The sequence below is a fragment of the Nocardia neocaledoniensis genome, from assembly GCF_003182135.1.
Taxonomy (GTDB): Bacteria; Actinomycetota; Actinomycetes; order Mycobacteriales; family Mycobacteriaceae; genus Nocardia; species Nocardia neocaledoniensis.
On the sequence record NZ_QGTL01000007.1, the window covers coordinates 116,518 to 142,012 of the forward strand.

26 protein-coding genes are annotated in these 25,495 nt (G+C 68.9%); 10 read left to right on the plus strand and 16 right to left on the minus strand.

The window, feature by feature from the left end:
- Window positions 1-4: 4 nt before the first annotated feature.
- The gene (locus DFR69_RS19800; RefSeq protein ID WP_110039089.1) at window positions 5-2,065 is read right to left on the minus strand and encodes a prolyl oligopeptidase family serine peptidase; all 2,061 of its coding nucleotides are present in this window, start codon (window positions 2,063-2,065) and stop codon (window positions 5-7) included.
- 33 nt (window positions 2,066-2,098) lie between these two features.
- Entirely contained in the window at window positions 2,099-2,629 is a 531-nt protein-coding gene (locus DFR69_RS19805; protein ID WP_186817327.1) for an AMIN-like domain-containing (lipo)protein, read from the minus strand.
- Window positions 2,630-2,766: 137 nt separating this feature from the next.
- Here DFR69_RS19805 and DFR69_RS19810 point away from each other — a divergent pair, with 137 nt between their 5' ends.
- Window positions 2,767-3,771 carry a dipeptidase gene (locus tag DFR69_RS19810; RefSeq protein ID WP_110039328.1) on the plus strand — a complete coding sequence of 335 codons (1,005 nt, stop codon included), beginning with the start codon at window positions 2,767-2,769 and terminating at the stop codon, window positions 3,769-3,771.
- Here the strand turns inward: DFR69_RS19810 and DFR69_RS19815 are convergent.
- On the minus strand, window positions 3,741-4,397 hold the full coding sequence (locus DFR69_RS19815; RefSeq protein ID WP_110039090.1) for a response regulator: 657 nt from the start codon (window positions 4,395-4,397) through the stop codon (window positions 3,741-3,743). The genes DFR69_RS19810 and DFR69_RS19815 overlap by 31 nt on opposite strands.
- Window positions 4,394-5,488 carry a sensor histidine kinase gene (locus DFR69_RS19820; RefSeq protein ID WP_110039091.1) on the minus strand — a complete coding sequence of 365 codons (1,095 nt, stop codon included), beginning with the start codon at window positions 5,486-5,488 and terminating at the stop codon, window positions 4,394-4,396. The genes DFR69_RS19815 and DFR69_RS19820 overlap by 4 nt, the downstream gene beginning before the upstream one ends.
- A gap of 216 nt (window positions 5,489-5,704) precedes the next feature.
- On the opposite strand from DFR69_RS19820, the gene DFR69_RS19825 reads away from it, so the two are divergent.
- The gene (locus DFR69_RS19825) at window positions 5,705-6,109 is read left to right on the plus strand and encodes a DUF6223 family protein (protein ID WP_208644021.1); all 405 of its coding nucleotides are present in this window, start codon (window positions 5,705-5,707) and stop codon (window positions 6,107-6,109) included.
- Window positions 6,110-6,256: 147 nt separating this feature from the next.
- Here DFR69_RS19825 and DFR69_RS19830 read toward each other — a convergent pair whose 3' ends face one another.
- From DFR69_RS19830 to DFR69_RS19840, 3 genes are all read right to left on the minus strand, one after another.
- Entirely contained in the window at window positions 6,257-7,285 is a 1,029-nt protein-coding gene (locus DFR69_RS19830; protein ID WP_110039330.1) for an NADP-dependent oxidoreductase, read from the minus strand.
- A 137-nt stretch (window positions 7,286-7,422) separates the two neighbouring features.
- Window positions 7,423-8,121, minus strand: coding sequence for a YczE/YyaS/YitT family protein (locus tag DFR69_RS19835; protein WP_110039092.1), 699 nt, complete (start codon window positions 8,119-8,121; stop codon window positions 7,423-7,425).
- 32 nt (window positions 8,122-8,153) lie between these two features.
- Window positions 8,154-9,905, minus strand: coding sequence for an adenine deaminase C-terminal domain-containing protein (locus DFR69_RS19840; protein ID WP_222596512.1), 1,752 nt, complete (start codon window positions 9,903-9,905; stop codon window positions 8,154-8,156).
- Window positions 9,906-10,038: 133 nt separating this feature from the next.
- Between DFR69_RS19840 and DFR69_RS19845 the strand changes: the two genes are divergently transcribed.
- Window positions 10,039-10,983, plus strand: coding sequence for a LysR family transcriptional regulator (locus tag DFR69_RS19845; RefSeq protein ID WP_110039094.1), 945 nt, complete (start codon window positions 10,039-10,041; stop codon window positions 10,981-10,983).
- A 70-nt stretch (window positions 10,984-11,053) separates the two neighbouring features.
- Here the strand turns inward: DFR69_RS19845 and DFR69_RS19850 are convergent, their stop codons facing one another.
- The gene (locus DFR69_RS19850; protein WP_244198362.1) at window positions 11,054-12,106 is read right to left on the minus strand and encodes an AraC family transcriptional regulator; all 1,053 of its coding nucleotides are present in this window, start codon (window positions 12,104-12,106) and stop codon (window positions 11,054-11,056) included.
- 106 nt (window positions 12,107-12,212) lie between these two features.
- Between DFR69_RS19850 and lpdA the strand changes: the two genes are divergently transcribed.
- The 4 genes from lpdA to DFR69_RS19870 all read left to right on the plus strand — a co-directional run bounded on the left by lpdA (window position 12,213) and on the right by DFR69_RS19870 (window position 17,376).
- Window positions 12,213-13,616 carry a dihydrolipoyl dehydrogenase gene (gene lpdA / locus DFR69_RS19855; RefSeq protein WP_110039096.1) on the plus strand — a complete coding sequence of 468 codons (1,404 nt, stop codon included), beginning with the start codon at window positions 12,213-12,215 and terminating at the stop codon, window positions 13,614-13,616.
- Between the two features lie 486 nt (window positions 13,617-14,102).
- Window positions 14,103-15,986 carry a DUF6461 domain-containing protein gene (locus tag DFR69_RS19860; RefSeq protein ID WP_146229370.1) on the plus strand — a complete coding sequence of 628 codons (1,884 nt, stop codon included), beginning with the start codon at window positions 14,103-14,105 and terminating at the stop codon, window positions 15,984-15,986.
- A 216-nt stretch (window positions 15,987-16,202) separates the two neighbouring features.
- Window positions 16,203-16,664, plus strand: a complete 462-nt coding sequence (locus DFR69_RS19865; RefSeq protein ID WP_233001034.1) for a L,D-transpeptidase — start codon at window positions 16,203-16,205, stop codon at window positions 16,662-16,664.
- Between the two features lie 10 nt (window positions 16,665-16,674).
- Entirely contained in the window at window positions 16,675-17,376 is a 702-nt protein-coding gene (locus tag DFR69_RS19870; protein ID WP_110039098.1) for a polysaccharide deacetylase family protein, read from the plus strand.
- Window positions 17,377-17,384: 8 nt separating this feature from the next.
- Here DFR69_RS19870 and DFR69_RS19875 read toward each other — a convergent pair whose 3' ends face one another.
- Window positions 17,385-17,792 (minus strand): winged helix-turn-helix transcriptional regulator, encoded by a 408-nt coding sequence (locus tag DFR69_RS19875; RefSeq protein ID WP_110039099.1) that lies wholly within the window; start codon window positions 17,790-17,792, stop codon window positions 17,385-17,387.
- A gap of 101 nt (window positions 17,793-17,893) precedes the next feature.
- Between DFR69_RS19875 and DFR69_RS19880 the strand changes: the two genes are divergently transcribed.
- Window positions 17,894-18,742, plus strand: coding sequence for an SDR family oxidoreductase (locus tag DFR69_RS19880; protein ID WP_110039100.1), 849 nt, complete (start codon window positions 17,894-17,896; stop codon window positions 18,740-18,742).
- Between the two features lie 103 nt (window positions 18,743-18,845).
- Window positions 18,846-19,169, plus strand: coding sequence for a DoxX family protein (locus DFR69_RS19885; protein ID WP_244198379.1), 324 nt, complete (start codon window positions 18,846-18,848; stop codon window positions 19,167-19,169).
- Here DFR69_RS19885 and DFR69_RS19890 read toward each other — a convergent pair whose 3' ends face one another.
- Together DFR69_RS19890 and DFR69_RS19895 are read right to left on the minus strand one after the other, a co-directional pair.
- Window positions 19,170-19,547: a VOC family protein gene (locus DFR69_RS19890; RefSeq protein WP_110039101.1), complete on the minus strand. Its 378-nt coding sequence runs from the start codon at window positions 19,545-19,547 to the stop codon at window positions 19,170-19,172.
- Window positions 19,548-19,631: 84 nt separating this feature from the next.
- On the minus strand, window positions 19,632-20,180 hold the full coding sequence (locus tag DFR69_RS19895; RefSeq protein WP_110039102.1) for a carboxymuconolactone decarboxylase family protein: 549 nt from the start codon (window positions 20,178-20,180) through the stop codon (window positions 19,632-19,634).
- Between the two features lie 166 nt (window positions 20,181-20,346).
- Here DFR69_RS19895 and DFR69_RS19900 point away from each other — a divergent pair, with 166 nt between their 5' ends.
- Window positions 20,347-21,231 (plus strand): NERD domain-containing protein, encoded by an 885-nt coding sequence (locus tag DFR69_RS19900; RefSeq protein WP_110039333.1) that lies wholly within the window; start codon window positions 20,347-20,349, stop codon window positions 21,229-21,231.
- Here the strand turns inward: DFR69_RS19900 and DFR69_RS19905 are convergent, their stop codons facing one another.
- Genes DFR69_RS19905 through urtB form a run of 5 tightly spaced genes read right to left on the minus strand, consistent with a single transcriptional unit; the run spans window position 21,232 to window position 25,453 of the window.
- Window positions 21,232-21,936: a GntR family transcriptional regulator gene (locus tag DFR69_RS19905; RefSeq protein ID WP_110039103.1), complete on the minus strand. Its 705-nt coding sequence runs from the start codon at window positions 21,934-21,936 to the stop codon at window positions 21,232-21,234.
- Between the two features lie 14 nt (window positions 21,937-21,950).
- A complete protein-coding gene (gene urtE, locus DFR69_RS19910; RefSeq protein WP_110039104.1) occupies window positions 21,951-22,643 on the minus strand; it encodes an urea ABC transporter ATP-binding subunit UrtE in 693 nt (230 codons plus the stop codon).
- The gene (gene urtD, locus DFR69_RS19915; RefSeq protein WP_110039105.1) at window positions 22,636-23,445 is read right to left on the minus strand and encodes an urea ABC transporter ATP-binding protein UrtD; all 810 of its coding nucleotides are present in this window, start codon (window positions 23,443-23,445) and stop codon (window positions 22,636-22,638) included. The genes urtE and urtD overlap by 8 nt, the downstream gene beginning before the upstream one ends.
- Entirely contained in the window at window positions 23,442-24,572 is a 1,131-nt protein-coding gene (urtC, locus tag DFR69_RS19920) for an urea ABC transporter permease subunit UrtC (protein WP_186817322.1), read from the minus strand. The genes urtD and urtC overlap by 4 nt, the downstream gene beginning before the upstream one ends.
- Window positions 24,569-25,453 carry an urea ABC transporter permease subunit UrtB gene (urtB, locus tag DFR69_RS19925; protein WP_110039106.1) on the minus strand — a complete coding sequence of 295 codons (885 nt, stop codon included), beginning with the start codon at window positions 25,451-25,453 and terminating at the stop codon, window positions 24,569-24,571. Before urtB ends, urtC begins: the two co-directional genes overlap by 4 nt.
- Window positions 25,454-25,495: the final 42 nt, after the last annotated feature.

The window sequence follows — 25,495 nt, forward strand, 5'->3', positions numbered from 1 at the left end:
GGGCCTACGCCGAGCGGCGGCCCTCCATCAGCATCTGCGTGAAGAACTCGTAGACCAGTGCCGACAGGTGCGCGGCCTGCTTGTTGTCGGCCGCGCCGCCGTGCCCGCCCTCGATGTTCTCGTAGTACCAGACGGTGCGGTTCTCCGATTCCAGCAGCGCCGCCATCTTCCGCGCGTGCCCGGGATGCACCCGGTCGTCGCGGGTGGAGGTGGCGAGCAGGATCGGCGGGTACTGCCGCGCGGGATCGGTGTTCTGGTACGGCGAGTACTCGCTGATGTAGGCCCACTCCTCCGGCTTGTCCGGATCGCCGTACTCGGCGACCCAGGACGCGCCCGCGAGCAGCAGGTGGTAGCGCCGCATGTCCAGCAGCGGCACCTGGCAGACGATCGCGCCGAACAGTTCCGGGTAGCGGGTGAGCATCACGCCCATCAGCAGCCCGCCGTTGCTGCCGCCCTTGGCGCCGAGCCGGTCCGGGGTGGTGATCCCGCGGTCGACCAGGTCCCGCGCGACCGCCGCGAAATCCTCGAACGCCCGGTGCCGGTGCTCTTTGAGTGCGGCCGTGTGCCATTCGGGCCCGTATTCGCCGCCGCCGCGGATGTTGGCCATCACGAAGGTGCCGCCCTTCTCCAGCCACGCCATACCCGCCGCGCCCAGATACGCCGGGGTCCGGGAGATCTCGAACCCGCCGTAGCCGTCGACGATCGTCGGACCCGGCGTGCCGCGCCGGTCGCGATGCCGGATCACGAAGTAGGGCACGGCTGTTCCGTCGTCGGAGGTGGCGAAGTACTGCTCGGCCTCGATGCCCTCGGCGTCGAAATAGCCGGGCGCCTGCTTGAGGATCGTGGCCTGCTCACCGATGGCACTGCTGAGCAGGGTCGTCGGGGTGGTGAAACCGGTGGTGGTGAGCATGAATTCGTCACCACCCTCGAGCGGGTCGAGGTTGTTCACCGAGGTGCTCGACATGGCCGGGGAGTCGGCGAGCTCGCTGCTGGTCCAGCCGTCCGGGCCGGGCGTGAGCACGCGCAGCCCGGTCTGGACATCGCGCAGGGTGGTGAGGATCAGGTGGTTCTCGGTCCAGCCCCACGACTCGAGTGAGGTGTGCGGGTCGGGCGCGAACAGCACCTCGAATTCCCGCCCGCCGGCGAGGAAGTCGTTGATGTCGGTGACGAGCAGGCTGCCGGGCGCGAAGGTGGTCTCGCCGGGTGTCCACTCGGTCTTGAGCCGCACCAGCAGCCAGTCGCGGTACCAGTCGACATCAGCGTCGGTCGGGGTCTCGATCAGGCGCCACTCGCCGTTGTCGAGCAGGGAGACCTCGGAGTTGAAGAAGTCGGTCGACCGATGCAGGTAGTGCCGCTCGAAACCGGGATGGCGGTCGTACCCGGCGCTGATCGAGACATCGCTCGGCTTGCCCTCGAACACCGTTTCGGCGGCAGCGAGTTCGGTGCCGCGCCGCCACCGCTTGGCGATGCGCGGATAGCCGGAGTCGGTGAGCGAGCCCGGCCCGAAATCGGTGCCGACGTAGACGGTGTCGGCGTCGATCCACCCGATGCGCGACTTCGCCTCCGGCAGGAAGAATCCGCCGTCCTCGGGCGCGATGAATCGCCGTGTGGTCATGTCGAATTCGCGCTCGACGGTGGCGTCGGCGCCGCCGCGCGAGAGATGGATGATCGCGCGCTCCTGCGAGGGCCGCAGCACGGCCGCCCCCGCCCACACCCAGTTCTCACCATCGGCCTCGGCGAGCGCGTCGACATCGATCAGCACATCCCACTCGGGATCGTCGGTGGCGTAGGACTCGAACGTGGTCCGCCGCCACAGCCCGCGCGGATGATCGGCGTCGCGCCAGAAGTTGTAGAGCCACTGTCCGCGCCGCCCGGGGAAGGCGATCTTGGTGTCGTCGTCGAGCATCGCGAGGATGCGCCGCTCCAGGTCGGTGAACCGGTCGGTCGCCGTGAACCGGCGCCGCACCACGTCGTTGCGGGCGCGCGCCCAGTCCAGCGCCGCCTCGGCGGTCACGTCCTCGAGCCAGAGATAGGGATCGGTCACGTTCTGCTCAACGCCGCTCATCCCCACATTGTTGCCGATGCGGGAAAACAGCGGTCACCAGTGGTGCGCGACGTCTATCACCACGCGGGACGGGTCGTCGAGGGTGAGCACCCGGAAGGGGAGGCGGGCGCGGACGCCGAGCCCGAGGGAGGACTGGCCCTCGAACGAGACGGCCCAGGCGACCTGGCGGAAGGTCCGGTAGCCGGTGACGTCGACGAGTTCGGTGCGGTCGGCGGGCCGGTAGGTCGCGCCGCCCGCGTCGTCGTAGGCGGGGGCGTTCACGGTGACCTGCAGGAAGGCGCCGCCGCGCAGCGGGACGGGGTGGCCGGAGCCGTCCTCGGTGACGGTGTCGACGTAGCGGACGAGGTAGCCCGCCGTCGGGCCGGCGAGGTCGACGACGAGCCGGTCGAAGCAGTCGTGGCGGCCCGCCCGCACGTCGGTGACGGTGGCCCTCGAGTAGGCCGGGTTCTTCTCGTCGAGCGAACCCCAGGTGAGGTCGCAGGAGGCCGGGGCGGCCGCGGCGGGGACCGTCCACAGGCCCGCGCAGGCCACGATCGTGGTGAGGAGGATGAGGAAGCGACGCATGTCGCACCGCCTTACGTGGCAGTGGGAGGAAGGTACTCATTGATCGGAGGCCGCTGGTGGCGCGTTAGCGTCGCTGCGGTTCCGGTTGGGCCGCGAAACGTAGGATCGCAGGTCACGGACTATGACCGGAGGTGACCATGGCGCCGTTCCTGTGGGAGCAGCACTGCTGCCTGCCGTTGCACCACACCGCGCGGATCGACGAGCTCGCCCGGTATCCGCTCGGCTCGTACCTGTCGGTCAATGTCGGGTATTCGGCGCAGACCAAGGCGGATTCACTCGCTCTGCTGCATCGCTTCCGCGCCGACGCGGCGGCGGATCCGCGCTTCCGACTCGTCGCCTCGACGGCGGATATCGGTGCGCCGGAGGTGATCTCGCTGGCCTTCGATCTGGAGGACTCGGCCCCGCTCGACGGCGACCTCGACAATGTCGAACTGTTCTACGACCTCGGCGTGCGCTCGCTGCTGCCCACCTACAACCACGCCAACCCGGCGGGCTGCGGCTGCCTCGACACCGACGACACCGGACTCACCGGCTACGGAAAAGACCTGGTGCGCAAGCTGAACGAGGTCGGCATGTTCGCCGACGGCTCGCATTGCTCCCGCCGCACCGGTCTCGACATCGCCACCCACACCGGCGCCCCGATGATCTACAGCCACTCCAATTTCGCCGCGCTGTGGGAACATCCGCGCAACATCACCGACGAGCAGGCCCGCGCCTGCGCCGCGACCGGCGGGGTGATCGGCGTCAACGGCGTGGGAATCTTCTTGGGGCACAACGAGCCAGGAGCGCGGGCCGAACGCGTCGCGGCCATGGCCGATCACATCCGCTACGGCGTCGACCTGGTCGGCATCGAGCACATCGGCGTCAGCTCGGACTACTCCTTCGATGGCGACGAGTTCAACGAGGAGATCCGTGCGAACCCCGGTGCGTTCTCGGAGTCCTACACCCGGTGGGGCCCGCTGCACTGGACGCCGCCCGAGGACTTCCTCGGCGAATCCGATGTGCCCGGTCTGGACGAGCTGCTCGCCGATCGCGGCTTCGCCCCCGACGAGCGGGCCGCGATCTTCGGCGGCAACTTCGCCAGGGTGGCGGGCCAGGTCTGGCGCGGTGGTCAGCCGGGTGTGACCAGGCCCGATTCGTAGGCGAAGACCACCAGCTGGGCCCGGTCGCGGGCATGCAGCTTGGTCATGGACCGGTTGATGTGGGTCTTGGCCGTGTGCGGGCTGATCACCATCCGCGCGGCGATCTCGTCGTTGGACAGGCCCTGCGCGGCGAGCGCGACGGCCTCGCGTTCGCGCGCGGTCAACTCGTCGAGTCCGGGGCCGGGAGCCCGCACGCGCGGCTGGGTGACGAAGCGGGTGATCAGGCGGCGGGTGATCGACGGCGCGAGCAGGGCGTCACCGCGCGCGGCGACGTGGATCGCGTGCAGGAAGTCCTCGGCCTCGATGTCCTTGACGAGGAACCCCGCCGCACCGGCGCGCAGCGCGTCGAAGACGTATTCGTCCAGGCCGTAGTTGGTCAAGATGACGACGTGCACGTCGGCGAGTTCGGGGTCGGCGGCGATGCGCCGGGTGGCCTCGATGCCGTCGAGGACGGGCATCTGGATGTCGATGAGCGCGATATCGGGCTTGTGCCGCCGGGCCAGTTCCACCCCGGCGTGGCCGTCGGCGGCCTCGGCGACCACCTCGATGTCGTCCTCGATGTCGAGCAGCGCGCGGAACCCACTGCGGATCAGAGGTTGATCGTCGACGAGGAGAACGCGAATCATGGCCGCTCCAAAGGTAATTCGGCGTGCACGGCGAATCCGCCGGTGGGGCGCGGTGCGGCGCGCAGGTGTCCCCCGAGCGCGGTGACCCGTTCGCGCATGCCGAGCAGCCCCACGCCGGGGGCCGGCGCCACGGCGGTGGTGGCCGTGCCGTCGTCCTCGACGTCGACGACGAGGGCGTCGGGGCGGCGGTCGATGCGCACCGTCGCGGTCGCGGCGCCCGCGTGCCTGGCGATGTTGGTGAGCGATTCCTGCACGATGCGGTAGACGGTCCGGCTGACCGCGGCGGGCACGTCGGCGTGGTCGCCCTCGATGGTCAGCGTGGTGGTGATGCCCGCGGCGGCGGCCTTGTCCACCAGGTCGGTGACGTGCGCGAGGCCGGGGCGTGGCGCTTCGTCGTCCCGGAGGGCCGCCAGTGTCGCCCGCAGGTCGCGGGCCGCCTCGCGCCCGGCCTCCCGGATCGCCAGCAGCGCGGGCGGCACGTCCTCGCCGCGCCTGCGCGCCACATGGACGGCGGCCTCGGACTGCACCTTGATCACCGAGATCTGGTGGGTGAGCGAATCGTGCAGTTCCCTGGCGATGTGCAGGCGTTCCTCGTCGGCGCGCCGACGCGCGACCTCCTCCCTGGTGCGCTCGGCCTCGTCGGCGCGCCGCTCGGCCTGCCGTAGCGCCTCCCCGGCCGCGCCCGCCGCGATGAGCCAGGCGAGTTCGAGCGCATCGCGGCCGCGAGCCAGCGCCGCTCCGGTGTCGTCCAGGGTGACCAGCGCGGCCAGCGGCAGCGCGACGATCAGCGTCACCGCCGCCAGGACGACGGCCAGACGGTGTCCGGCCCGGACCGCGAAATACACCGCGAACAGGAACGCGATGACGGGCACGTCGAAGCCGAGCGCCTGATAACCCACCGCGCACAGCCCGGTGACCGCCAGCACCGCGACCGGCGCCCGCCGCTGCTCCGCCAAGGCCAGACCTCCGGCGACGAGCAGTGCGTAGCCGAGCCAGCCGGGCCCGATGTGCGCCCGGCCGAGCCCGGTGACCAGCAGGACCGCCGCCACGCCGACGGCGACCACCCAGTCGGTGATCCGTGCCCTGCTCATCTGTGCACAGTAACCCGCCGCGCGCGCGGCCGAATCCCGCACGGTGATGAATCCGCGACTACCACGAGCGCGGTATCCGGCCGCGTCCCACCACGCTCGGAGTAGCCCGTACCGCGGCGGTACCAGCGTGAATTGTCCACGGGCGCGCGATGTCCCATGACGGGTACGGCGCCGATCATCGAGACACACCCCGTCCTTCGACCAAGGAGCACCCTCATGTTCGTCCGCCCCCTCGCCATCGTCGCCATGGCAGGTCTCGCCACCACGGCCTCGACGTCGACCGCCCTCTCGCGACCGACGACAGCCACGACCTCCTTCGCCGCCGACGTCTATGACCTGAGCGTGGGTCGGCTCGGCTCGTCCTCGGCAGCTCTCGTCGGCATCGCCGGCGTGATTCTCGGCGGGCTCGCCCTCGCCCGCTCCGGCAGCGCGACCCGTTCCACCATCGCCCTGTTCGCCGGTCTGCTCGCCCTCGCGGTCGGCACCGTCGTCGCGGTCACCGCAGACGGCGGCCTCGGCACCGGCAACGGCCTCGGTGGCGCGTTCGTCGCCATCCTGGTCGGCGCGATCGCCACCGTCCTGGGTGCCCTGGCCCTGCGGCGAGCCCGCCGGGCCGGTTAGGCGCCAGGACCCGCACGGAGTGGCTCGCCGGGTCGTTGCCGGTGTGTGGAGCGGTCCGGTCCGGGGCCACCCGCAGGCCGCTACTCCCGAGACGTGGCGGGCGCTCGCGCCACACCTCGTCCGCCAGGCCGCGGTGGTTCGGCCGGATCACGCCAGGCGGACGAGCATCTTTCCGGTGTTGGCGCCGGTGAGGACGCCGAGGAAGGCCGCGGGGGCCTGGTCGAGGCCCTCGTAGACCGTTTCGGTGGTGCGCAGGGTGCCGTCGGCGAGCCAGGCGGCGGCCTTGGGGATGTATTCGCCGAAGAGCGGGAGGTAGCTCGTCACCAGCATGCCGCGCAGCGAGATCTCCTTCGTCGCCGCGAGGTAGAGGTCGGGGGTCTGCTGGGCGGTCGCGCCGTTGTAGCCGCTGATCGCGCCGACGAGGGCGATCCGGCCTCGCGGTTTCATCGCCTCGATCGCCACCTTCAGGTGCTCGCCGCCCACACTGTCGAGGTAGACGTCGATGCCCTCTGGCGCCGCTGCCGCGAGCTGTCCGCCGAGATCGCCCGCTCGATAGTCGATGGCCGCGTCGAAACCGAACTCGTCGAGCAGCTTTCGCGCCTTCACCGGCCCGCCCGCCGAGCCGATCACCCGCTTCGCCCCGAGCGCCTCGGCCAGCTGACCCGCCACGCTGCCGACCGCGCCCGCGGCAGCGGAGACGAACACGGTGTCGCCCGGCCGGACCGGCGCGATCTCGGTCAGCGCCGCATAGGCGGTCAGGCCGGTCGTGCCCAGCGCGCCCAGGAAGTGGTGTGGCGCGGCCAGTTCCGGGTCGATTGCAGTGGCGGTGGCGGCCTCGACGACAGCGTGCTCGCGCCAGCCCGCGAAGTGCGAGACCGTGCTGCCGACGGGGATCTCGGCGGCGCGCGAGGCGATCACCTCGCCGATCGCCGAACCATCCAGTGCCGCACCGAGTTCGAACGGCGGAATGTAGGACTCCTTGTCGTCCATCCGGCCGCGCATGTACGGATCGACCGACATCCAGGTGTTGCGCACCAGGATCTGCCCCTCGGCGAGCTCGGGCAGGTCGCGCTCGACCAGGGCGAAATCGGTGGGAACGGGCGCGCCGTCCGGGCGCGCGGCCAGATGGATCTCGCGGGTACGGGTGGGCAGTGTGGTGGTGGCCGTGTTCGACATGATCGCGCCTTCTTTCGAGGTCAACCGGTGTTTCTCGCCGGTGCTGACCACGCTATGGCGGCCGGGAGCGTCAACCCAGGTCCGCGCACGTCACCGCCCGGTCCGTTCACGACAGGACCGGGCGGCGACGCGGCGAACTAGTCGGCGACGGGCACCAGCGGTGCCGAGCGCTTGCGCGCCACGAACTTCTCGTACAGGAAGAAGTACCCCTTCACGTACTGCCCGACGAGGATCGCGTTGATGATCGTGCCCTCGCGGATGAAATGCGGTGCGCCGAGGAAGAACAGCCCGATGCAGGCCGACAACGCGAGCAGCGTGCAGTCGAACACCGTCTTGATGTTCCCCCACTTGCGCCCGGTCTTCTGCTGGATCGTGTTCACGAACAGGTCGATCGGCATCAGGATCAGGTTCGCGCGGATCATCAGGAACAATCCGAGCGCCAGCATCGCGTCGGCGAAGACCAGCAACACCACGTTGGCCGCGTACGGTTCCAGATGGATCCCCTTGGTGACCCACAGGTTGAAGTCCAGCAGCAGGGCCAGCACCAGCGCCGGGATCATCGAGAGGAAATAGCTGGCCTTGAAAGCCTTGGGCCGGACCAGGAAGGTCAGCCCGAGCATGATGACCTCGAGGATGAGGTTGTAATTGCCCTGACTGAGCGGGGTGAACACCAGCGTCATCGTGCGGGTGAGGCTGCTCTGCGGAGAGATCCCGATGCCCGCCCTGATGGCCAGGCTCAGGCCGAGGGTGAGGATGTAGATCCCCGCGACGTAGGTGATCCAGCGGCGCACCTTGTTTCCGTTGTCGATGACTGCCGCGTTCTTGTCGTGCTGCATAACGGTGGATCCCTTGTTCTGGGTGGCCGAGGCTATTTCATGAAGCCGAAGCGGTCGAGGGAGATGAACAGCGTCAGCAGCTTGTTGACGACCGGTTCCCCCTCGTTGTGATGGCCCAGCTTCGCCAGGGCGTCGTCGATCGAGCGCGTCGCCTCGACGAGTTCGGCGAGGCCCATGTCGGCCATCACGCCGTAGAAGTCCAGCGGCAGAGCCGCTTTCACTGCACCGTCCTCGGTGACCACACAGCCGCCGACGAGGCGGTCGAGTTCGCGCAGGTTGGCGCGCATCTCGGCACTGTCGGAGCCGACGACCACGAAGTAGGCCGAGGGGGCAGGCCAGAAGGTGGAGACCGCGCCGCGATCGATCGAGACGCCCTTGAACAGCCCGTTCACCGTGTGCCGCGCGCCGTCGGCGTAGCGCTGCACGACCGAGATCCGGTTGAGCCGCGCGCCGTCGAGCTCGGGGACCACCGCGCCGTCGCGCCAGGGCACCCACACCTCCTGCGCGAACTTCAGATGCCCGCGCCCGTACACGTCGAAGAGCAGTACCTTGGCCTGGGTGCCGTCGGAAGAGATCTCGAGCGGGGTGAGGTCGAGCTGCTCGGGCCGCAGGTCACCGAGGCCGGGACGAGGCCGCTTGGCCAGCACCGAATAGTCGATGCCGACCGGCTCGAGCAGCCGCCGATCCTTGGCCACCAGCTTGCCGCCCTTGAAGACATAGCGCGGGTTGATCTTCGAGAGGCTGTCGGTGAGCACGATGTCGGCGAAGCGGCCGGGGCTCAGCGAGCCGAGGTCGCGGTCCTTGTGGAACGAGCGCGCGGCGTACAGCGTGCCCATCTTGATCGCCTGGATCGGCGGCATACCCATCTCCACGGCCAGCGAGATCACCCAGTCGATATGGCCCTGCCGCAACACCCGGTCGACGGAGATGTTGTCGGCGCAGAGCTGGAAGTTCTCGGCAGGCCAGCGCCGTTTCACGATGGCGCGCAACATCGTTCGGATCACTTCCGGACTGCCGACACCGAACTTGATCTGGGTGTTCAGGCCGTAGCGGATGCTCTTCTCGATATCGGCTTCGTTCCAGACGTCGTGATTGTTGTCGACGCCGATCGCCGGCATGTAATTGAGCAGCATGTCCGACAATGAGGTGACGCCCCAGTGGCAGTTCACGAATCCCGCGTTCGCCCGGCCGAGTGCGGATTTGCGGAAATCGTCGGCGTTGCCGGTCATGTACGACAGGTGCGCCAGTTCGCCGAGGCCGATCACGGGATCCATGGCGAGCATCGCCTCGGTGATCTCGGGTGCGGACTTCTTACCGGGGGCGAAGGCGTAGAGCCGGTACGGCAGCTTGTCGTGCTCGGCGAACAGGGCCCGCGCGGCGTCGACCGCCTCCGCGCCTGCCGCACTGGCGAAATCGAGGGTTTCACCGAAGACGGTCGTCGTTCCGCTCGGCACGATCGCCTCGCCGAAGGCCGCCGGGTGCGCGAGCTGGGATTCGAAGTGCAGATGCGCGTCGATGAGACCCGGAATCGCGTAGAGGCCGCCGCCGTCGAAGGATTCGCGGTAACGCACGATGGATTCGTCCGGGCTGAGCGCGATGATGCGCTCGTTGTGCACCAGAAGGGTTCCTGGATAAACGGTTTCGCTGTGCACGTCGAGAATGTGCAGATTGCGCAGCAGCAGGTCGGCTTCCTGCTCGCCCTCCAGGATGGCGAAGATCGTGCGGACGTGCGCGTCCTGGGCGGAAACCTCGGTGGTGCCGGTCGTCGAATTCTGTGCGGGCATTGCGGTCCTCATCTCGATATGCGCTGTCGCTGAGCGTGTATCGATTGGACGCGATCGGGACTGTTGCCCACAAGCATTCGTTTTCGTACGAGGTGTGCGCAATTTTCGTACACTCTGGCCAGGAGGTGGCGCGGTGCTCCATTCGCGTTTGTTGCAGTACATCGACGAGGTGGCGCGGCTCGGTTCGATCCGCGCCGCGGGCGCCCGGCTGCATGTCGCGCCGTCGGCGATCAACCGGCAGATCCTGCTGCTCGAGGCCGAGCTCGACCAGCCGCTGTTCGAACGGCTGCCGCGCGGCATGCGCCTGACCCCGGCCGGTGAGGCGCTGGTCGCGCACATCCGCCAGACGCTGCGGCAGTACCGGGAGACGGTCGCCGACATCCGCGATCTGCGCGCGCTCGGCAGCGGCGAGGTCGTCATCGCCACCATGACCGGCCTGGCGAGCAGTGTCGTCGCCACCGCGGCGTCGACGTTCCGGGCTCGGCATCCGCAGGTCCGCATTTCGATTCGCACCATGTCGACGCTCGATATCGTCGCGGCGATCGAGAACAGCGAGGCCGATCTGGGGCTCGGCTTCAATATCCCGTCCTCGACGCAACTCGAGGTGTGCTGGCAGATGAACACCCGGCTCGGAGTCGTTGTCTCCCCGCATCATCCGCTGGCGCAGAGCGATACCGTTCCGCTCGCGCGGTGCACGCCGTTTCCGCTGATCCTCGCCGACCGTTCCATGGTGATCCACGGAATCGTCGCCGAGGCCTTCGCCAACGCCGACCTCGATATCCAGCCCGCGTTCCACACGAATTCGATCGAGACGATGAAACGCCTCGCGATGTCCGGCGAGGCCATCGCCTTCCTCAGCGAATTCGACATCGCCGAGGAACTGCGCGACGGGCGCCTGGTCTTCCGTCCGGTGCGGGACGCGTTCAGCGTCAACATCATCTCGCTCGTGCGCCGCGAGAAGCATGCCCACGGCTTGGCCGGCCTGCTCCTCGCCGACGAGATCGGTACGACTCTGCGCCCCGCCGAACCGCGCCCCGCGACCAGAGTTGAGGACCACGACGGCCGCGCGCACCGATGAGATCCGCCGTCGCGGGCACACCCGTCGCCGGTCCGGCAGCGCCGACACCAGACGATCGCCGTTCCCTGAGCTAGCCGCGAGTGGCGGTGGGTGGGCTGCCGGTCCAGCGGTGAAAGGCCTTACGGAGCGCGCGGTCGTCGGTGAAGGCGAGGCGGTGGGCGATGGTGGCCGTGCTGTGTCCCTGGGCCAGTAAGTCTTTCGCGCGTTCGTAGCGGATCGCGTCGAGCTCGGCTCGCCAGGACGTGCCGTGTTCGGCGAGGTGACGCTGCAGAGTGCGCTGACTCATGGCGAGGGCCTGCGCGACGCGGGCCAGGGCCGGGTCGCCCGCGTCGACGGCGGCGGCCAGGGCGATGCGGAACCGGTCGAGCGGGTCGGCGACCGGGCGCGCGGAGGCGAGCACCAGCTCGGCGTGGCTGCGCATCAGCTTGGCCAGCATGGGGTCGGCGCGGGGGAGCGGGGCGCGGGCGTCGTCGGCGTGGAAGGTGATGGCGTCGGCCTCGGCGTCGAATTCGATGGCGTCGGTGCCGAATACGGCAATCAGGCCGCCGCGGTCGACGGGTGCGGGGTGACCGAAGGTCACTCGCGTCGGCACCAGCGGGCGTCCGGTGGCCTCCCTGGCGCGGCGCAGGTAGTAGGCGAGCACGTATTCGTTGACCACCGAGGCGACGGCGGGATCGTCGGCCGTGGTCCGGTAGCCGATGGTGAGATCGCTGTCGCCGGACAGGTCGAAGCCCTCGGCGGCCGCGGTGACCAGCCGATGGTACGGCTGGGCCGCGCGCAGCGAATCCGCGAGCGAGGCGCCGGTGGTGACGAGATAGTCCCAGGTGTCGAGCGTCCCCAGGGGCGCGGCCGCCGCGATCGCGGCACCGGAACCCGCTCCCGGCCGCGCCTGGGCGATCAGCTCCCACAGAGTCAGCAGCGAGCGCATCGGCAGCCGGTTCAACTCGCCACCCAACGCCACCGAGTCGGTACCGGGCACGCGGGCGAGCTGCGCCGCGTCCACCCCGGCGTCCTCGGCGGCCCGAACCAGCATCCGCATCAGCTGGACCGAGACGGTGCCGTCGAGCCGACTGCCGGGACTCGGTTCCGGTCCCGCATGCGGTCGGTCTCGGCGAGCGCTCACCGTCCCGACACTACCGATCGGTCACTTCGGTGGTACCCGTCGCGCGGCCTCACCTATGTGGGGGACGGGTGGGTGAACTCCCCGAAACAGAGTTAGGCTCGGGGTCGTGACTTCCCACTACGATGTCGTCGTTCTCGGCGCTGGTCCCGGCGGATACGTCGCCGCGATCCGTGCCGCTCAACTCGGCCTGCGAACAGCGATTGTCGAGCAGAAATACTGGGGTGGCGTGTGCCTGAACGTGGGCTGCATCCCGTCCAAGGCACTGCTGCGCAACGCCGAGCTGGCCCATATCTTCCACAAGGAGGCCAAGACCTTCGGCATCTCCGGTGAGGTCAGCTTCGACTTCGGCGCCGCCTTCGATCGCAGCCGCAAGGTGGCCGACGGGCGCGTCAAGGGCGTGCACTTCCTGATGAAGAAGAACAAGATCGACGAGTTCGACGGTCTCGGCACCTTCACCGGCCCGAACGCTCTCGATGTGGCCCTCACCAAGGGCGGCACCGAGTCGATCACGTTCGACAACGTCATCATCGCCACGGGCACCACCACCAAGCTGCTGCCGGGCACCCAGCTCTCGGCCAACGTGGTGACCTACGAGGAGCAGATCCTCACCCGCGACCTGCCCGGCTCGATCCTGATCGTCGGCGCGGGCGCCATCGGCATGGAGTTCGCCTACGTCCTGAAGAACTACGGCGTGGACGTGCGGATCGTGGAGTTCCTCGACCGCGCGCTGCCGAACGAGGACGTCGACGTCTCCAAGGAGATCACCAAGCAGTACAAGAAGCTCGGCATCACCATCACCACCGGTGCCGCCGTGCAGACGATCGACGACGACGGCTCCAAGGTCACCGTCCAGATCAAGGACAACAAGTCCGGTTCGGTCGAGACCGTCACCGTCGACAAGGTGCTGCAGGCCGTCGGCTTCGCGCCCCGCGTCGAGGGCTACGGCCTGGAGAACACCGGTGTCGCGCTCACCGACCGCGGCGCCATCGCGATCGACGACTACATGCGCACCAACGTGCCGCACATCTACGCGATCGGTGACGTCACCGCCAAGCTGCAGCTGGCGCACGTGGCCGAGGCGCAGGGCGTGGTCGCCGCCGAGACGATCGGCGGCGCCGAGACCATGCCGCTGGGCGACTACCGGATGATGCCGCGCGCCACCTTCTGTCAGCCGCAGGTCGCCAGCTTCGGTCTCACCGAGCAGCAGGCGCGCGACGAGGGCTACGACGTGAAGGTCGCGACCTTCCCGTTCACCGCCAACGGCAAGGCGCACGGCCTGGCCGACCCCACCGGCTTCGTGAAGCTCATCGCCGACAACACCCACGGCGAACTGCTCGGCGGCCACCTCATCGGCCCCGACGTCTCCGAGCTGCTCCCGGAGCTGACCCTGGCCCAGAAGTGGGACCTCACGGTCAACGAGCTGGCCCGCAACGTGCACACCCACCCGACCCTGTCGGAGGCACTCCAGGAAGCGATCCACGGCCTCGCCGGCCACATGATCAACTTCTGATTCGCGGGGCGCTCGAGGTAGTGCCCTTGGGGCAGGTCGATCAGGCACCGTTTCGTCGTTTGCGAGACGGTGCCTGATCAGCGGACAGGCTGTGACGACCGGTGCTCGGTGCCTTTCTTCGAGGACACGCGGCTGGTACGCGCAGGTGTGCAGCGTCGGTGTCGGCGCGTATCTTCCGGCGCGTAACAGGTCGCCGCGATGGAGGAGGGGCACGTGTCGGTACTGCCAGAGCCGGTAGTCGATGAGCTGGAACCAATCGTGCTGGAGTTGGCACGCGGGCTACGGTCGCGGATACCCGACCGCCCGGCAGCAGCGCTCGGCCGACTGGGTCTACCGGGAGATGGTTCGCACGGCGATTTCCGGCCCGGCTTTTCCGCGACGATTGCCGAGCGACCTGATGCTGAGCTGTCCGCACTCGGTCCATTGCTGCCGGAGCGAATTCTCGGCGCGCTGGAAATGGCCGTCGCCGATCTCGACACTCCGCCGATGCCGGCGGTCGCCGCGCTGGTGCCGCCACCTCCCGACGGCATGTACGGCTTCGCGACGATGGGCGGTGGTGGAGAAACGCAGGCGGCCGTCGCCAAGCTGGCGGCGATGCGCCCGGGCGCGCTCGATCTCGTCGTCTCTGCCACCGCACGTTTGGCTGAGCGCGCCGGCGCTGTCGGTCACCCGAGCCCGCCGTCACCGAGTGGGCTGAGCGAGGAGGCTGTCGCCGCCGCGCACGGCCGGTCCCAGCTGGCAGCCGGTGTTGCCGTTGCGGCGCTGGTGCTGCGGGCCCTCGGTCTCGGTGACGATCCGGCCACGGTGATCGGTGCCGGTGTGATCGCCGCGACCAAGGTGCTCCGCGTCGCACCGATGCCCGCCGAGTACGAGGCCGCGCGGATCGAGAAGATCCGGCAGCAGTATCTGTATCCGCGTCAGAATGCGTGCCAGGTCCGAGTACACGAGCACCGATTCGCCCTGACCGAGTCCGAGTTCCCCGCTGAATCCGATTTCGCTGAGAACGGTCTTGTCGCTGTAGTGCCCGGCGGCATCGTTGTCAGGACGGGCACATCCGACGGGCGGGTCTACATCGTGGTCGAAGTGCTGGACAGCGAACCCGCCTATGACGATTTCTCGGTGTGGGACGAGGTCGTCGAGGTGACATGGCGAGCCGAGCGAGGTTTGGCATCGATCCTCGGTGGGCCACCCGCCCCGGGTGACTACGACGCCGGATCCGGTGCCGAGCTGACCCCGCCATGGCCGGGAACCTATCGAGTACGTGTGCGCGCGACCAACCGCGACGAGGACGACGACCAGGAAACGTACCGGCTGACAGTGTGGCAGGCCCCTGCGGCCGAGCCGGTTGTGCACAAACGACAGGATCGGCTCGGCCACCGATTGCGTGGCGAACCAGAGCCACGGCGCGAGACCGGACCGGCGGACGCCTACACCTGGGTGGAGAAGTCGGCGATCGCGGAGGCGGGAACAATAACCGTTGTCGCGCAAGGTGATCCGGAGTCGGTGATCCGTTCCTTCGGTGGGGACCCAGCCGCCGCCGAGCCGATCCAGCAGCTCGTCGACACGGCCATGACGCACGGCGATCCATGGATCGCGGTCGGGCCGGTCGCCGGCGGCGTGATGGCGGTCGAGGACAACGGCTACCAGCGCAGTCACGCGGCGGAGCTGCGCGCGTTGTCCGCAGGCACCCGCGCCGCCTCGCTCTACTGGAACGTCAACGGCGTCACCCGGCTCTCGTTCGCCGCTGACGGCCGACTGCTCGCGGCGTTCGAGCTGGGCGAGCAGTGCGACGAAACCTCCATCGAACCGCTTTTGCGCGATCTGGATTTCCGCGAGTTCCGTCACCGGCTGGCCAAGGGGCTGCTCGCGGTCGCCCGTTTCACCGATACCGAATTCACCGCCGACCACCTTGCCCGAATAGAAGCCGAGGGGGTCGGCTTCGCGGTTGTCCCGCTGCTCGACGATCTCCACCCGGCGGCACTGCGCCCGGACGGCACGCGCCTCGCGTTCGGGAGCGGCCCCCTCGGGGCCGACACCGATCGGCTGACCGAACTTCCCCGTGATCGCCAGCGTGACCTCGCCTGGTGGGTAGTCCAGCGAACCGCTGAACACGTCGGGCTGGCCGGCGACCACGATGTCGTCGACAGCATCGCGACCCGTGCTCTCACTCCCGAAGCCGAACTGAGGGCGCGCAAGTCCCGGCTCGGAGATCGGGTGAACTATTGGTTCTGGCTGTGCCTGCACCAGGCGACCAACGCGGATCCGCTGGCCGCCGCGGTCAGCACCCTGGAGTCAGCTCAGTATGCGCACTCTCCGTCGCCGGGTGACTTCACCGATGAGGTTCGCCGGATGATCAGTCGCTGGGGGTGACCCGAACCTTATTTCTTTTCGGCAAAATTCCGGGCGGTGATTTGGTGAATTGCGTTTGTGTGACAGATGATGCGTTGGCACCTCTGGTGACAGTTCTGGCTCGTGTTCGACATGTTTGTGTTCCATGAGATGGTCCCCTCGCCCGAATGCTCGCGGCGGCGGGCACGGTTGAGAGGCAGCGAACCTGTGAAGCGGATTCTCGGTTGGGCAGCACGTGTGACGGCGCTGGTGGCGGTGGCCGGATTCGGCACCATGGCCCCGGCGATGGCCGAACCCCTTTTCCCCGGTGGCCCCGATGTTCCCGGCGTCGGTTCGATCGTGCCGACGGCTTCGCCGTGCCCCGTGGTCGAGGCCAGGGCGTGCATGCGGCTGTCGACGAACGAGGCGTGGCTGGTCGACAACGGGCGCGTGGTGTTCGGCCCGACCCCGATCTCGCACGGCATGCCGGGATACGAGACCCCGCCCGCGGTGACCCGGATTTCCTTCAAGCGGGAATTCCACTGGAGCACGATGCACGACGCGCCGATGCGCTGGGCCACCTTCTTCAACGGTGACATGGCATTCCACGTGGGCCCGGTGAACTCGCAGTCGCACGGTTGTGTGCGGATGACCGAGGACGGCGCGCACCGATTCTTCGATTACCTGAACCCGGGCGACATCACCCAGGTGATCGTGTAGGAATCACCATGTGCGTAAGTGGTTGATCGGCGGGGCCGCTGCCCTCGTGACGGTGCTGGCAGTGGCCGCCGGGCTGTATGTCCTGATGAATTCGCGGACTTATCAGCTGGCGGGCAGGCTGGTCGACCGGGTCGCGACCGAGGAGAAACTCGTCGCGCTCACCTTCGACGACGGCCCCACCGATCGCACCCCCGAGATTCTGCGCACGCTGGCCGAATTGCGGGTCACCGGCACGTTCTATCTGATCGGTGACAACCTGGCCGCCCACCCCGACTACGGTGCGGCCATCGCGGCCGCCGGGCACGAGATCGGCAACCACAGCTACACCCACCGCCGCATGGTGCTGATCTCGGGTGACACCGCGCGCGACGAGGTGGAACGCACCGACGCCGAGATCCGCCGCACCGGTTACCAGGGCGAGATCACCTTCCGTCCGCCCTACGGCAAGAAGCTGTGGTCGCTGCCGCGCTACCTCTCCGAGCACGACCGCACCACCGTCACCTGGGACGTCGAGCCGGATTCGGCGGGCGGCGCCTCCCGCGACGCGATCGTCGCCGACACCCTCGCCCAGACCAGGCCAGGCTCCATCGTGCTGCTGCACGTGATGCACGGCAGCGAATCCCTCGCCGCCCTTCCTGCCGTCGTCGCCGGCCTGCGCGCCCAGGGCTACCAGTTCACCACTGTCTCCGACCTGCTGAAACGCGCGAACTGACAGACGGGTCAGCTGGTGGGTGTGGCCGCCCGGTGGTAATTCGCCTGTGCTTCGCGGACGGTGTCCATGTTGGCCTCCAAGACCACGATCAGCGATTCCAGGCGCTCGGCCACCTGGGCGCCGAGTTCGGTGAGCGTGTACTCCACGCGCGGCGGGATCGCTTCGAGGACCTCGCGATGGACCATGCCGTCCCGTTCGAGGGTCTGCAGGGTCTGCGAGAGCATGCGTTCGCTCACGCCGTCGACGCGCCTGCGTAGCGCGCTGAACCGGTACGGCCCCTCGCGGAGTGCCACCAGCGCGAGCACGCCCCATCGGCTGGCGACGTTCTGCAGGACCGGCCGCGAGGTGCAGTTCCGCGCGAAGACGTCGGCTTCCAGCGCCTGATCGTCGTCGGTCGACGGTGGCCGCGTGTTCATGCTGCTGATCGTACCCCCCTTGACCAGAGTGCCTGCGGAATGCGTAGTGCTTACGAATAGTTAGTGCTAGAGAATCTGTACGGACCCCTGGAGGAAGAATCATGACCGTCGCGGTGACCGGAGCGAGTGGACAACTGGGCAGGCTCGTCGTCGAGAATCTGCTGGAAGCGGGTGAGCGGCCGGTGGCGATCGTGCGCGATCCCGCCAAGGTGGCCGACCTGGCCGAACGGGGTGCGCTGGTACGCCAGGCCACCTACGACGACCCGGCCGCGCTCGATGCCGCGCTCGCGGGCGTCGACCGGGTGCTGCTGATCTCGGGCAACGAGTTCGGCACCCGGGTCGCCCAGCACACCAATGTCCTCCGGGCCGCCGAGCGTGCGGGCGTCGAGCTGCTCGCCTACACCAGTATCCCGGCGGCGCAGGACAACCGGATGATCCTCGCTGGCGAGCACCGCGGCACCGAAGAGGTGCTCGCCACCGCCACGGTCCCGACGGTCCTGCTGCGCAACAGCTGGTACTGGGAGAACTACGCGGCCGGCGCGGCGCACGCCGCCGAGACCGGCGTGCTGGCAGGCGCCTCGGCCGACGGCAAGGTCTCCGGCGCCCCGCGCGCCGACTACGCCGCCGCCGCGGCCGCCGTGCTCACCACCGACGGTCACGCGGGCCGGGTCTACGAGCTCGGCGGCGACGAGGCGCTCACCGGCGCGGACATCGCCGCCGTGCTCACCGAGGTCACCGGCAAGCCGGTGCGCTACGAGAACCTGACCGAAGCCGACTACGCCGCCGTCCTCGGTCAGGCGGGCCTGCCGGAGCCGGTCGCGGTCGCACTGGCCGACGCCGATTCGGGCATCGCCGAGGGCCTGCTCGAGGTGCGCACCGGCGACCTGGCCAAGCTCATCGGCCGCCCGGTGACTCCGCCCGCCGAGGCCTTCCGCGCGATCCTGGGCTGAGTTCGGGGTGGGCCGACGGGGAGCGGTGTGGCAGAGTTCGGGTGTGGCTTCCGAAACTCCCCGTCGACGCGCGCACTCCTACCTGAGTGGGCTGCTGTTCGTGATGGGCGCCCTGCACTTCGTCGCGCCCAAGCCGTTCGACGGCATCGTGCCGCCGCAGCTGCCCGGCGACCCGCGGGCCTACACCTACGGGTCCGGGGTCGCCGAGCTCGGCGTGGCGACGGCGCTGGCCGTGCCGCGCACCCGCCGCCTGGGCGGGTGGCTGGCGGCGGCGCTGTTCGTCGGGGTGTTCCCGGCGAACATCCAGATGGCGGTCGACGTCGTCAAGAACCCGAAGTCGCCCGGCCTGTTCAAGGCCGGTGTGCTGGCGCGGCTGCCGTTGCAGATCCCGCTGATCGTCGCCGCGCTGCGGATCGCGCGCCGCTGATCACACCCACTGGACGAGCTGGATGACGATCCCGTTCGGGTCGGTCATCTGGAAGTAGCGCTCGCCCCATTCCTCGGTCTCGATCTCGGTCTCGATCGGCACGCCCGCGCCGCGCAGGCGTTCGTACTCGGCGTCGATGTCGTCGACGGTGAACACCACGAGCGTGCCGTCACCGGCGCTGCCCGCGATGCGCGCCGGTTTGAACGTGCCGAGGCCGGTGCGCAGGAAGATGACGTTCATCCCGGCGTCCGGCCTGGCCAGGGAGACGAATCCGTCGGCGGCCATCTGCTCGGTGAATCCGAGATGGTCGATGAGGAATCGCGCCGAGGCCGTCGGGTCGGCGACGTTGAGCGAAATGGCTGAGCCGGTGATCTGCATGCGGTCTCCTCGCTGGCGTTAACTCCGTACTTTGTACGCTTTAAACGATGGCGCGAGGACGCCGGTTCCGCTCTATGACCTACGTCACTGGAAGGTGTCGCGGTCCACGCGCAGAGTGGTGATGGTGGCGGCCAGGCCCTCGTACTGGTTGATCAGCAGCACGATCTCGATCAGCAGCCGCTCGTCGAAGTGCGCGGCGAGTTCGGCCCAGGCCACGTCGTCGACGTCTCTCGTCCGCACCAGCTGGTCGGTGACGGTGAGCAGGGCGCGCTGGCGCGGCGTCCACCCCTCGGCCTCCGGCCCGGCGCCGACCCGATCGATCTCCACGCCGGTGAGCCCGGCCTTGCGGCCGAGACGGCGATGATGGTCGGTCTCGTAGGCGCAGTCGCGCAGGTGCGCGACGCGCAGGATCACCAGCTCGGCCTCGGCGCGGGGCAGCCGTCCACCGGGCATGAGCTTGCCGGAGAAATGCAGCCAGCCGCGGAACAGGCCGCCGGTGCGGCCGAGTGTGCTGAACAGATGCGCGTCGTCGGTGCCGGACGCGCGGGAGAGCACCTGCCAGACAACCCAGTTGATCGGCCCGAGCTCGCCGAAGCGTCCCGGTGAAATACGTGGTCGGCCCGCGGACTCCATGCGTCGGAGCGTACTCGCCGGTATCGAATTTCGGAGCGGACTCCCGCAGTCGCGCCGGTTTTCTTGGTTTCCAGTGGTTTTCGCACCGCTGGCGCGTCATGATCGGGGGGTACCGCAGCGCGCAGCGGCGGTGGAGGACGCAGCACTGGTAGGGGAACACAAGCACATGCTGGTTCGGATCAGGCCGGGGCCGGAGCTCGCCGGTGCCGAGCGCGAGTTCGTCGATTGCCTGCGCGCGTATCCGAGCACAGGGCTCGCGCTGGTCGATTGCCGAGTGGGGGATCGACGGCTCGGGGCGGTGGTGGTGACACCGCGGGGGATCACGGTCATCGAGGTGAAGGGGTTCCGGCGACGGCAGAGCGGACTGCTCTCGCTGGCCGCGGGAACGTGGACGATCAGCGACAACCCGCTGGAACTGGCCGGTGATCCGGCCGCCGGGCTCACCGACCAGGTCGAACACGGCGTGCACGCGGTGCGGGTGGCGCTGGAGCAGGCACTGCAGGACAGCAGGCATGTCAGCGGCGCGGTGGTGCTGGTGCCGTATCGCGGCGTGGTGGTGCGTCCCGCGCGCACGGCGCTGCGGCCCGGGCTCGACGTGCTGGTCGCCAACACCGTCGACGCGCACGAACTGCGGGTCTACCTGGAGGGATTCTCCGCGGGCCCGCGCGCATGGACCATCGACCGGGTGCTCAACACCTGCACCGCGCTGGGGGTGGCCGACCTGGCGCCGTCCAAGGCCGAACTCGCCGAGGACGGCTTCGACGGCAACCGTCCCGCCCCGGCGCCGATCCCGGCCCAGCCGCGCAGATTCGCCGAACCCGTCGCGCCGCCGCCACCGGCCGAGCCGTCCCGGCGCGGAAAGCTGGTCGGCCCGATCGTGTTCGCCGCCGCCCTGCTCGGCGTGTTCGTGGTGTTCCTCGTGGTCGGCCAGGCCCTGCTGCGCGACGCGCCGACCCCACGCTCCACCACCGAGACCACCACAACCACCCGCGTCATAGTGCCGACGACCCAGCGCCAGGTCGAGTGCTTCCCGTTCCAGACCGAGTGTTGATCAATCCCGCACGGCGCGACCGAGTTTGGTGAAGGCGATGGCCCGCTCCGCGCGGACGCGGACGTGCGCGCGGGAGGAGTCGAGGTGCGCGGTGAGGGTGCGCAGCGCCCGCTCGCGTTCCCCGGCGAGCAGTTGCTCGGCGATGGCGATGTGGTCGGCGGTCATGGTGGCGATTCGTTCGGCGTTCGCGACGTCCATGGTGCGCACGGGGCGCACCCGCAGGTGGACCGTCGTCAACGCTTCGGCGAGCGCCGAATTACCCGCGGCCAGCAGCAGTTCGGTGTGGAAGCGCTCGTCCGCGGCCACCAGTTCGGGGCCGGGTTCCGGTGGTGCGTCCCGGAATCCGCGCCAGCGCTCCAGTTCGACGCGCACGGCGGACAGATCATGCGCTGCGGTCCGGTGAAAACCCCTCGCCTCCAGCACTGTTCGCAACTCGAACAGCTCGTCGAGTTCCGCGAGACGCAGCCGGTAGGGGTAGAGGCCGTCGGTGTGGCGCTGGACCAGCCCGTCGGCCTGGAGCCGGGCCAGCGCCTCGCGCACCGGAGTGCGCGAGACGCCGTACCGCTGGGCCAGCCGTTCGGCGCGCAGCCGTTCGGTGGGCTGGAGCGCGCCGATCGCGAGGTCGTCCCGCAGCGCCAGATACACGCGCTCGGCCAGTGGCACCCGCCCGGACCGCTTCCGCCCGCCGGCACCTTCGCCCGCCATGCGCCGGCCTGCGTTCAGATCGCCATCGCCGCGCGGACCGCGGATTCCGCGCCGGCCCCGCCCGCACCCGACGAGCCGAGATGACCCGAATGCAGCACGTAGTAGTGCTGGGCGGCCTGCAACGCGAAGCCGATGTGCTGTTCGACCAGCAGCACGCTGAGCCCACCGCGTTTGGTCAGGTCGATGATCGCGCGCTCGATCTCGGCCACCACCGAGGGCTGGATGCCCTCGGTGGGCTCGTCCAGGATCAGCAGTTTCGGCTCGGTGATCAGGGCGCGCGCGATGGCGAGCTGCTGGCGCTGGCCGCCGGAGAGCAGCCCCGCCTTGCGGGTGAGCAGCTCACGCAGCGCGGGGAAGAGCGTGAGCGATTCCTCGATCAGCGCCTTACCGCGCTTGCGTCCGTCGGCGACCACCTGCAGATTCTCGGCCGTGGTCAGCTGCGGGAAGCTCTGCTGGCCCTGCGGCACATAGGCGATGCCGCGCTTGACCCGTTGTGACGGAGCGAGTTTGGTGATGTCGTCCCCGTCGAAGGTGATCCTGCCCGACTTGGTCGGCAGCAGGCCGACCGCGGTGCGCAGCAGGGTGGTCTTGCCCGCGCCGTTGTGGCCCATGATCGCGACCACGCTGTCGTCGGGCACGGTCATGCTCAGCCCGTGGATCACCTCGGTGCGCCCGTAACCGGACCGGACCTCGTGTAGTTCAAGCATCGGCCGACTCCCTGTCTGTCGTGTCCTCGGCGAGCGCCGCGGTGCCGAGGTACACCTCCTGCACCTTCGGATCGGCCTGCACCTGTTCGACACTGCCCTCGCTGAGCACCTTGCCGCCCGCGAGGACGGTGACCGAGGTGGCGAACGCGCGCATGAAGTCCATGTCGTGTTCCACCACGACCACCACGCGGTCACCGCCGATGCGGCGCAACAGGTTTCCGGTCTCCTCGCGCTCTTCCGCGCTCATGCCCGCGACCGGCTCGTCGAGCAGCAGCACCGAGGCGTTCTGTACCAGCAGCATGCCGATCTCGAGCCACTGCTTCTGCCCGTGCGCGAGCACGCCCGCGGGCTTGTCGCGCAAGGCCGTGAGACCCGTTGTCTCCAAGGCTTCTTCGATGGCGGGCAGCACCGACTTGCGCTTGCGCAGCAGGGTCAGCGCCGACCGTCCGGCGCCCGCGGCGATGTCGAGGTTCTGCAGCACGGTGAGCTGCTCGAACACGCTCGCGGTCTGGAAGGTGCGGCCCACGCCGAGGCGGGCGATCTGGTGCACCTTCTTGCCGATCAGCTCGGTGCCCGACTTCTGCGCCGAGCCGGTGGCCGGGACCAGGCCGGTGATGGCGTCGATGAGCGTGGTCTTGCCCGCGCCATTGGGCCCGATGAGGAACCGCAGGTCACCCTGCAGCACGGTCAGATCGACGTCGGTGACCGCCTTGAATCCGTCGAAACTGACCGAGAGGCCACGGATTTCGAGGTAGTCGCTGTCCATGCCGGCGTTGCCGCCCGCTTTGGGTTCGTGTGTCATCGCGCTTCCACCTTCTCCTCGATGACGGCCGGCTCCACCGGCGGCGCCGGGGCCGCGGGCTTACGCCGGTCGTCGATCCAGCCCTTCAGCAGCGGCCACAGTCCGGCCAGGCCGGCGGGGATGAAGCCGACGACCACGATGAACAGCACGCCCTGCAGATACGTCCAGCCCGAGGGGAACGACTCCGACAGCGATGTCTGCGCCCACGCGACCCCGATCGCGCCGAGGACAGGGCCGAGCAGCGTGGTGCGGCCACCGATCGCGACACCGATCAGGAACGCGATGGACGGGACGACGCCGATGTCGGCGGGCGAGATGATCCCGACGATCGGCGTGAACAACGCCCCCGCGACGCCGGCCAGGAACGCCGCCACCACGTACGCGACGATCTTGATGTTGGCGGGGTCGTACCCGAGGAAGCGCACTCGCTCCTCCGCGTCACGCACCGCGACCAGCAGTTCGCCGTAGCGGCTGTTGTTGAGCTGACGGATCAGCGCCACCACCACGAGCAGCGTGCCCGCCGCGATGAAGAACAGCATCTGCCGGTTGGCCGGGTCCGACAACTTGAAGCCGAAGAACGACCGGAAGTCCGAGAGTCCGGTGAAACCACCGATCGCCTGCTGACCGGTCAGCAGGATCGCCAGCGCGGCGGCCAGCGCCTGGCTGAGGATCGCGAAGTACGCGCCGCGCACCCGGCGCTTGAACACGCCGTACCCGAGCACGGCCGCGATCAGGCCGGGCAGCACCAGGATGCCGAGAATCGCCACCGGCGCCGAGCTGAACGGCTGCCAGAAACCCGGCAGCTCGCTGATGCCCGAGATCTCCATGAACTCGGGCACGTCGTTGCCGAGGCGGGCGGCATCGGCCAGCTGCATGTGCATGGCCATGATGTAGGCGCCGATGCCGAAGAACACGCCCTGGCCGAGGGTGAGCATTCCGCCACGGCCCCACGCCAATCCGATGCCCGCCGCCACGATGGCGAAGCACAGGAACTTGGCGAGCAGGTTGAGCCGGAAGTCGCTGAGCACGGCGGGCGCCACGGCGAACAACAGGATCGCGGCCACGGCGAAGCCGGCCAGCGGGGTGGCCCGTGGATGGGCGCGCAGACGTTCCATGAGTGCGGTCATGCCAAACTCCTCGTCCGCACGGTGAACAGGCCCTGCGGGCGGACCTGCAGGAAGATGACGATCAGCACGAACACGATCACCTTCGCGATGGAGGCGGTGGTGGAGTATTCGATGAACGAGTTGAGCAGGCCGAGCGCGAACGCCGCGATCACCGTGCCCTTGATCTGGCCGAGCCCGCCGATCACGACCACCAGGAAGGCGTCGATCAGGTAGCTCTGGCCGATGGTCGGGCTGGTCGAGCCGATCAGCGTCAGCGCCACACCGGCGACACCGGCCAGGCCAGAGCCGATGAAGAACGTGCTGATGTCGGTGAATCGCGATGAGATACCGGAGGTTTCGGCGAGGCCGCGGTTCTGCACGACGGCCCTGATGCGCCGACCCATCGGGGTCGCCTTGAGCACGGCGGCCAGCGCGGTCACCGCGACGACGGCCAGCACCAGGATGAAGATCCGGGTCTTGGGCACCACCGCGCCCGCGATGGTGATTCCGCCGCTGAGCCATTCGGGCACCAGCACGTTCTTGGCCGGCGCGCCGAAGATGTCACGCGCGGCCTGTTGCAGCACCAGCCCGACGCCGAAGGTGACCAGCAGCGTGTCCAGCGGCCGGTCGTACATGTACCGGATCAGCCCCATCTCCAGGGCCGCGCCGAGCAGGCCGCCGATCAGGAAGCCGAGCAGCAGCGAGACGACCAGCGAGACGCCTGCCGACGAGAAGACCTGTTGCACAACGTAGGTGGTGTAGCAACCGGCCATGATGAACTCGCCGTGCGCCATGTTGATGACGCCCATCTGACCGAAGGTCAGCGCCAGGCCGAGCGCGGCGAGCAAGAGAATTGATCCAAGGCTCAACCCGGTGAAGAGCTGGCCGATCAGCACGTCCATTGCAGCGGACTCCTTGCGAACTGGGGGCGGTGCGGGGCGCGC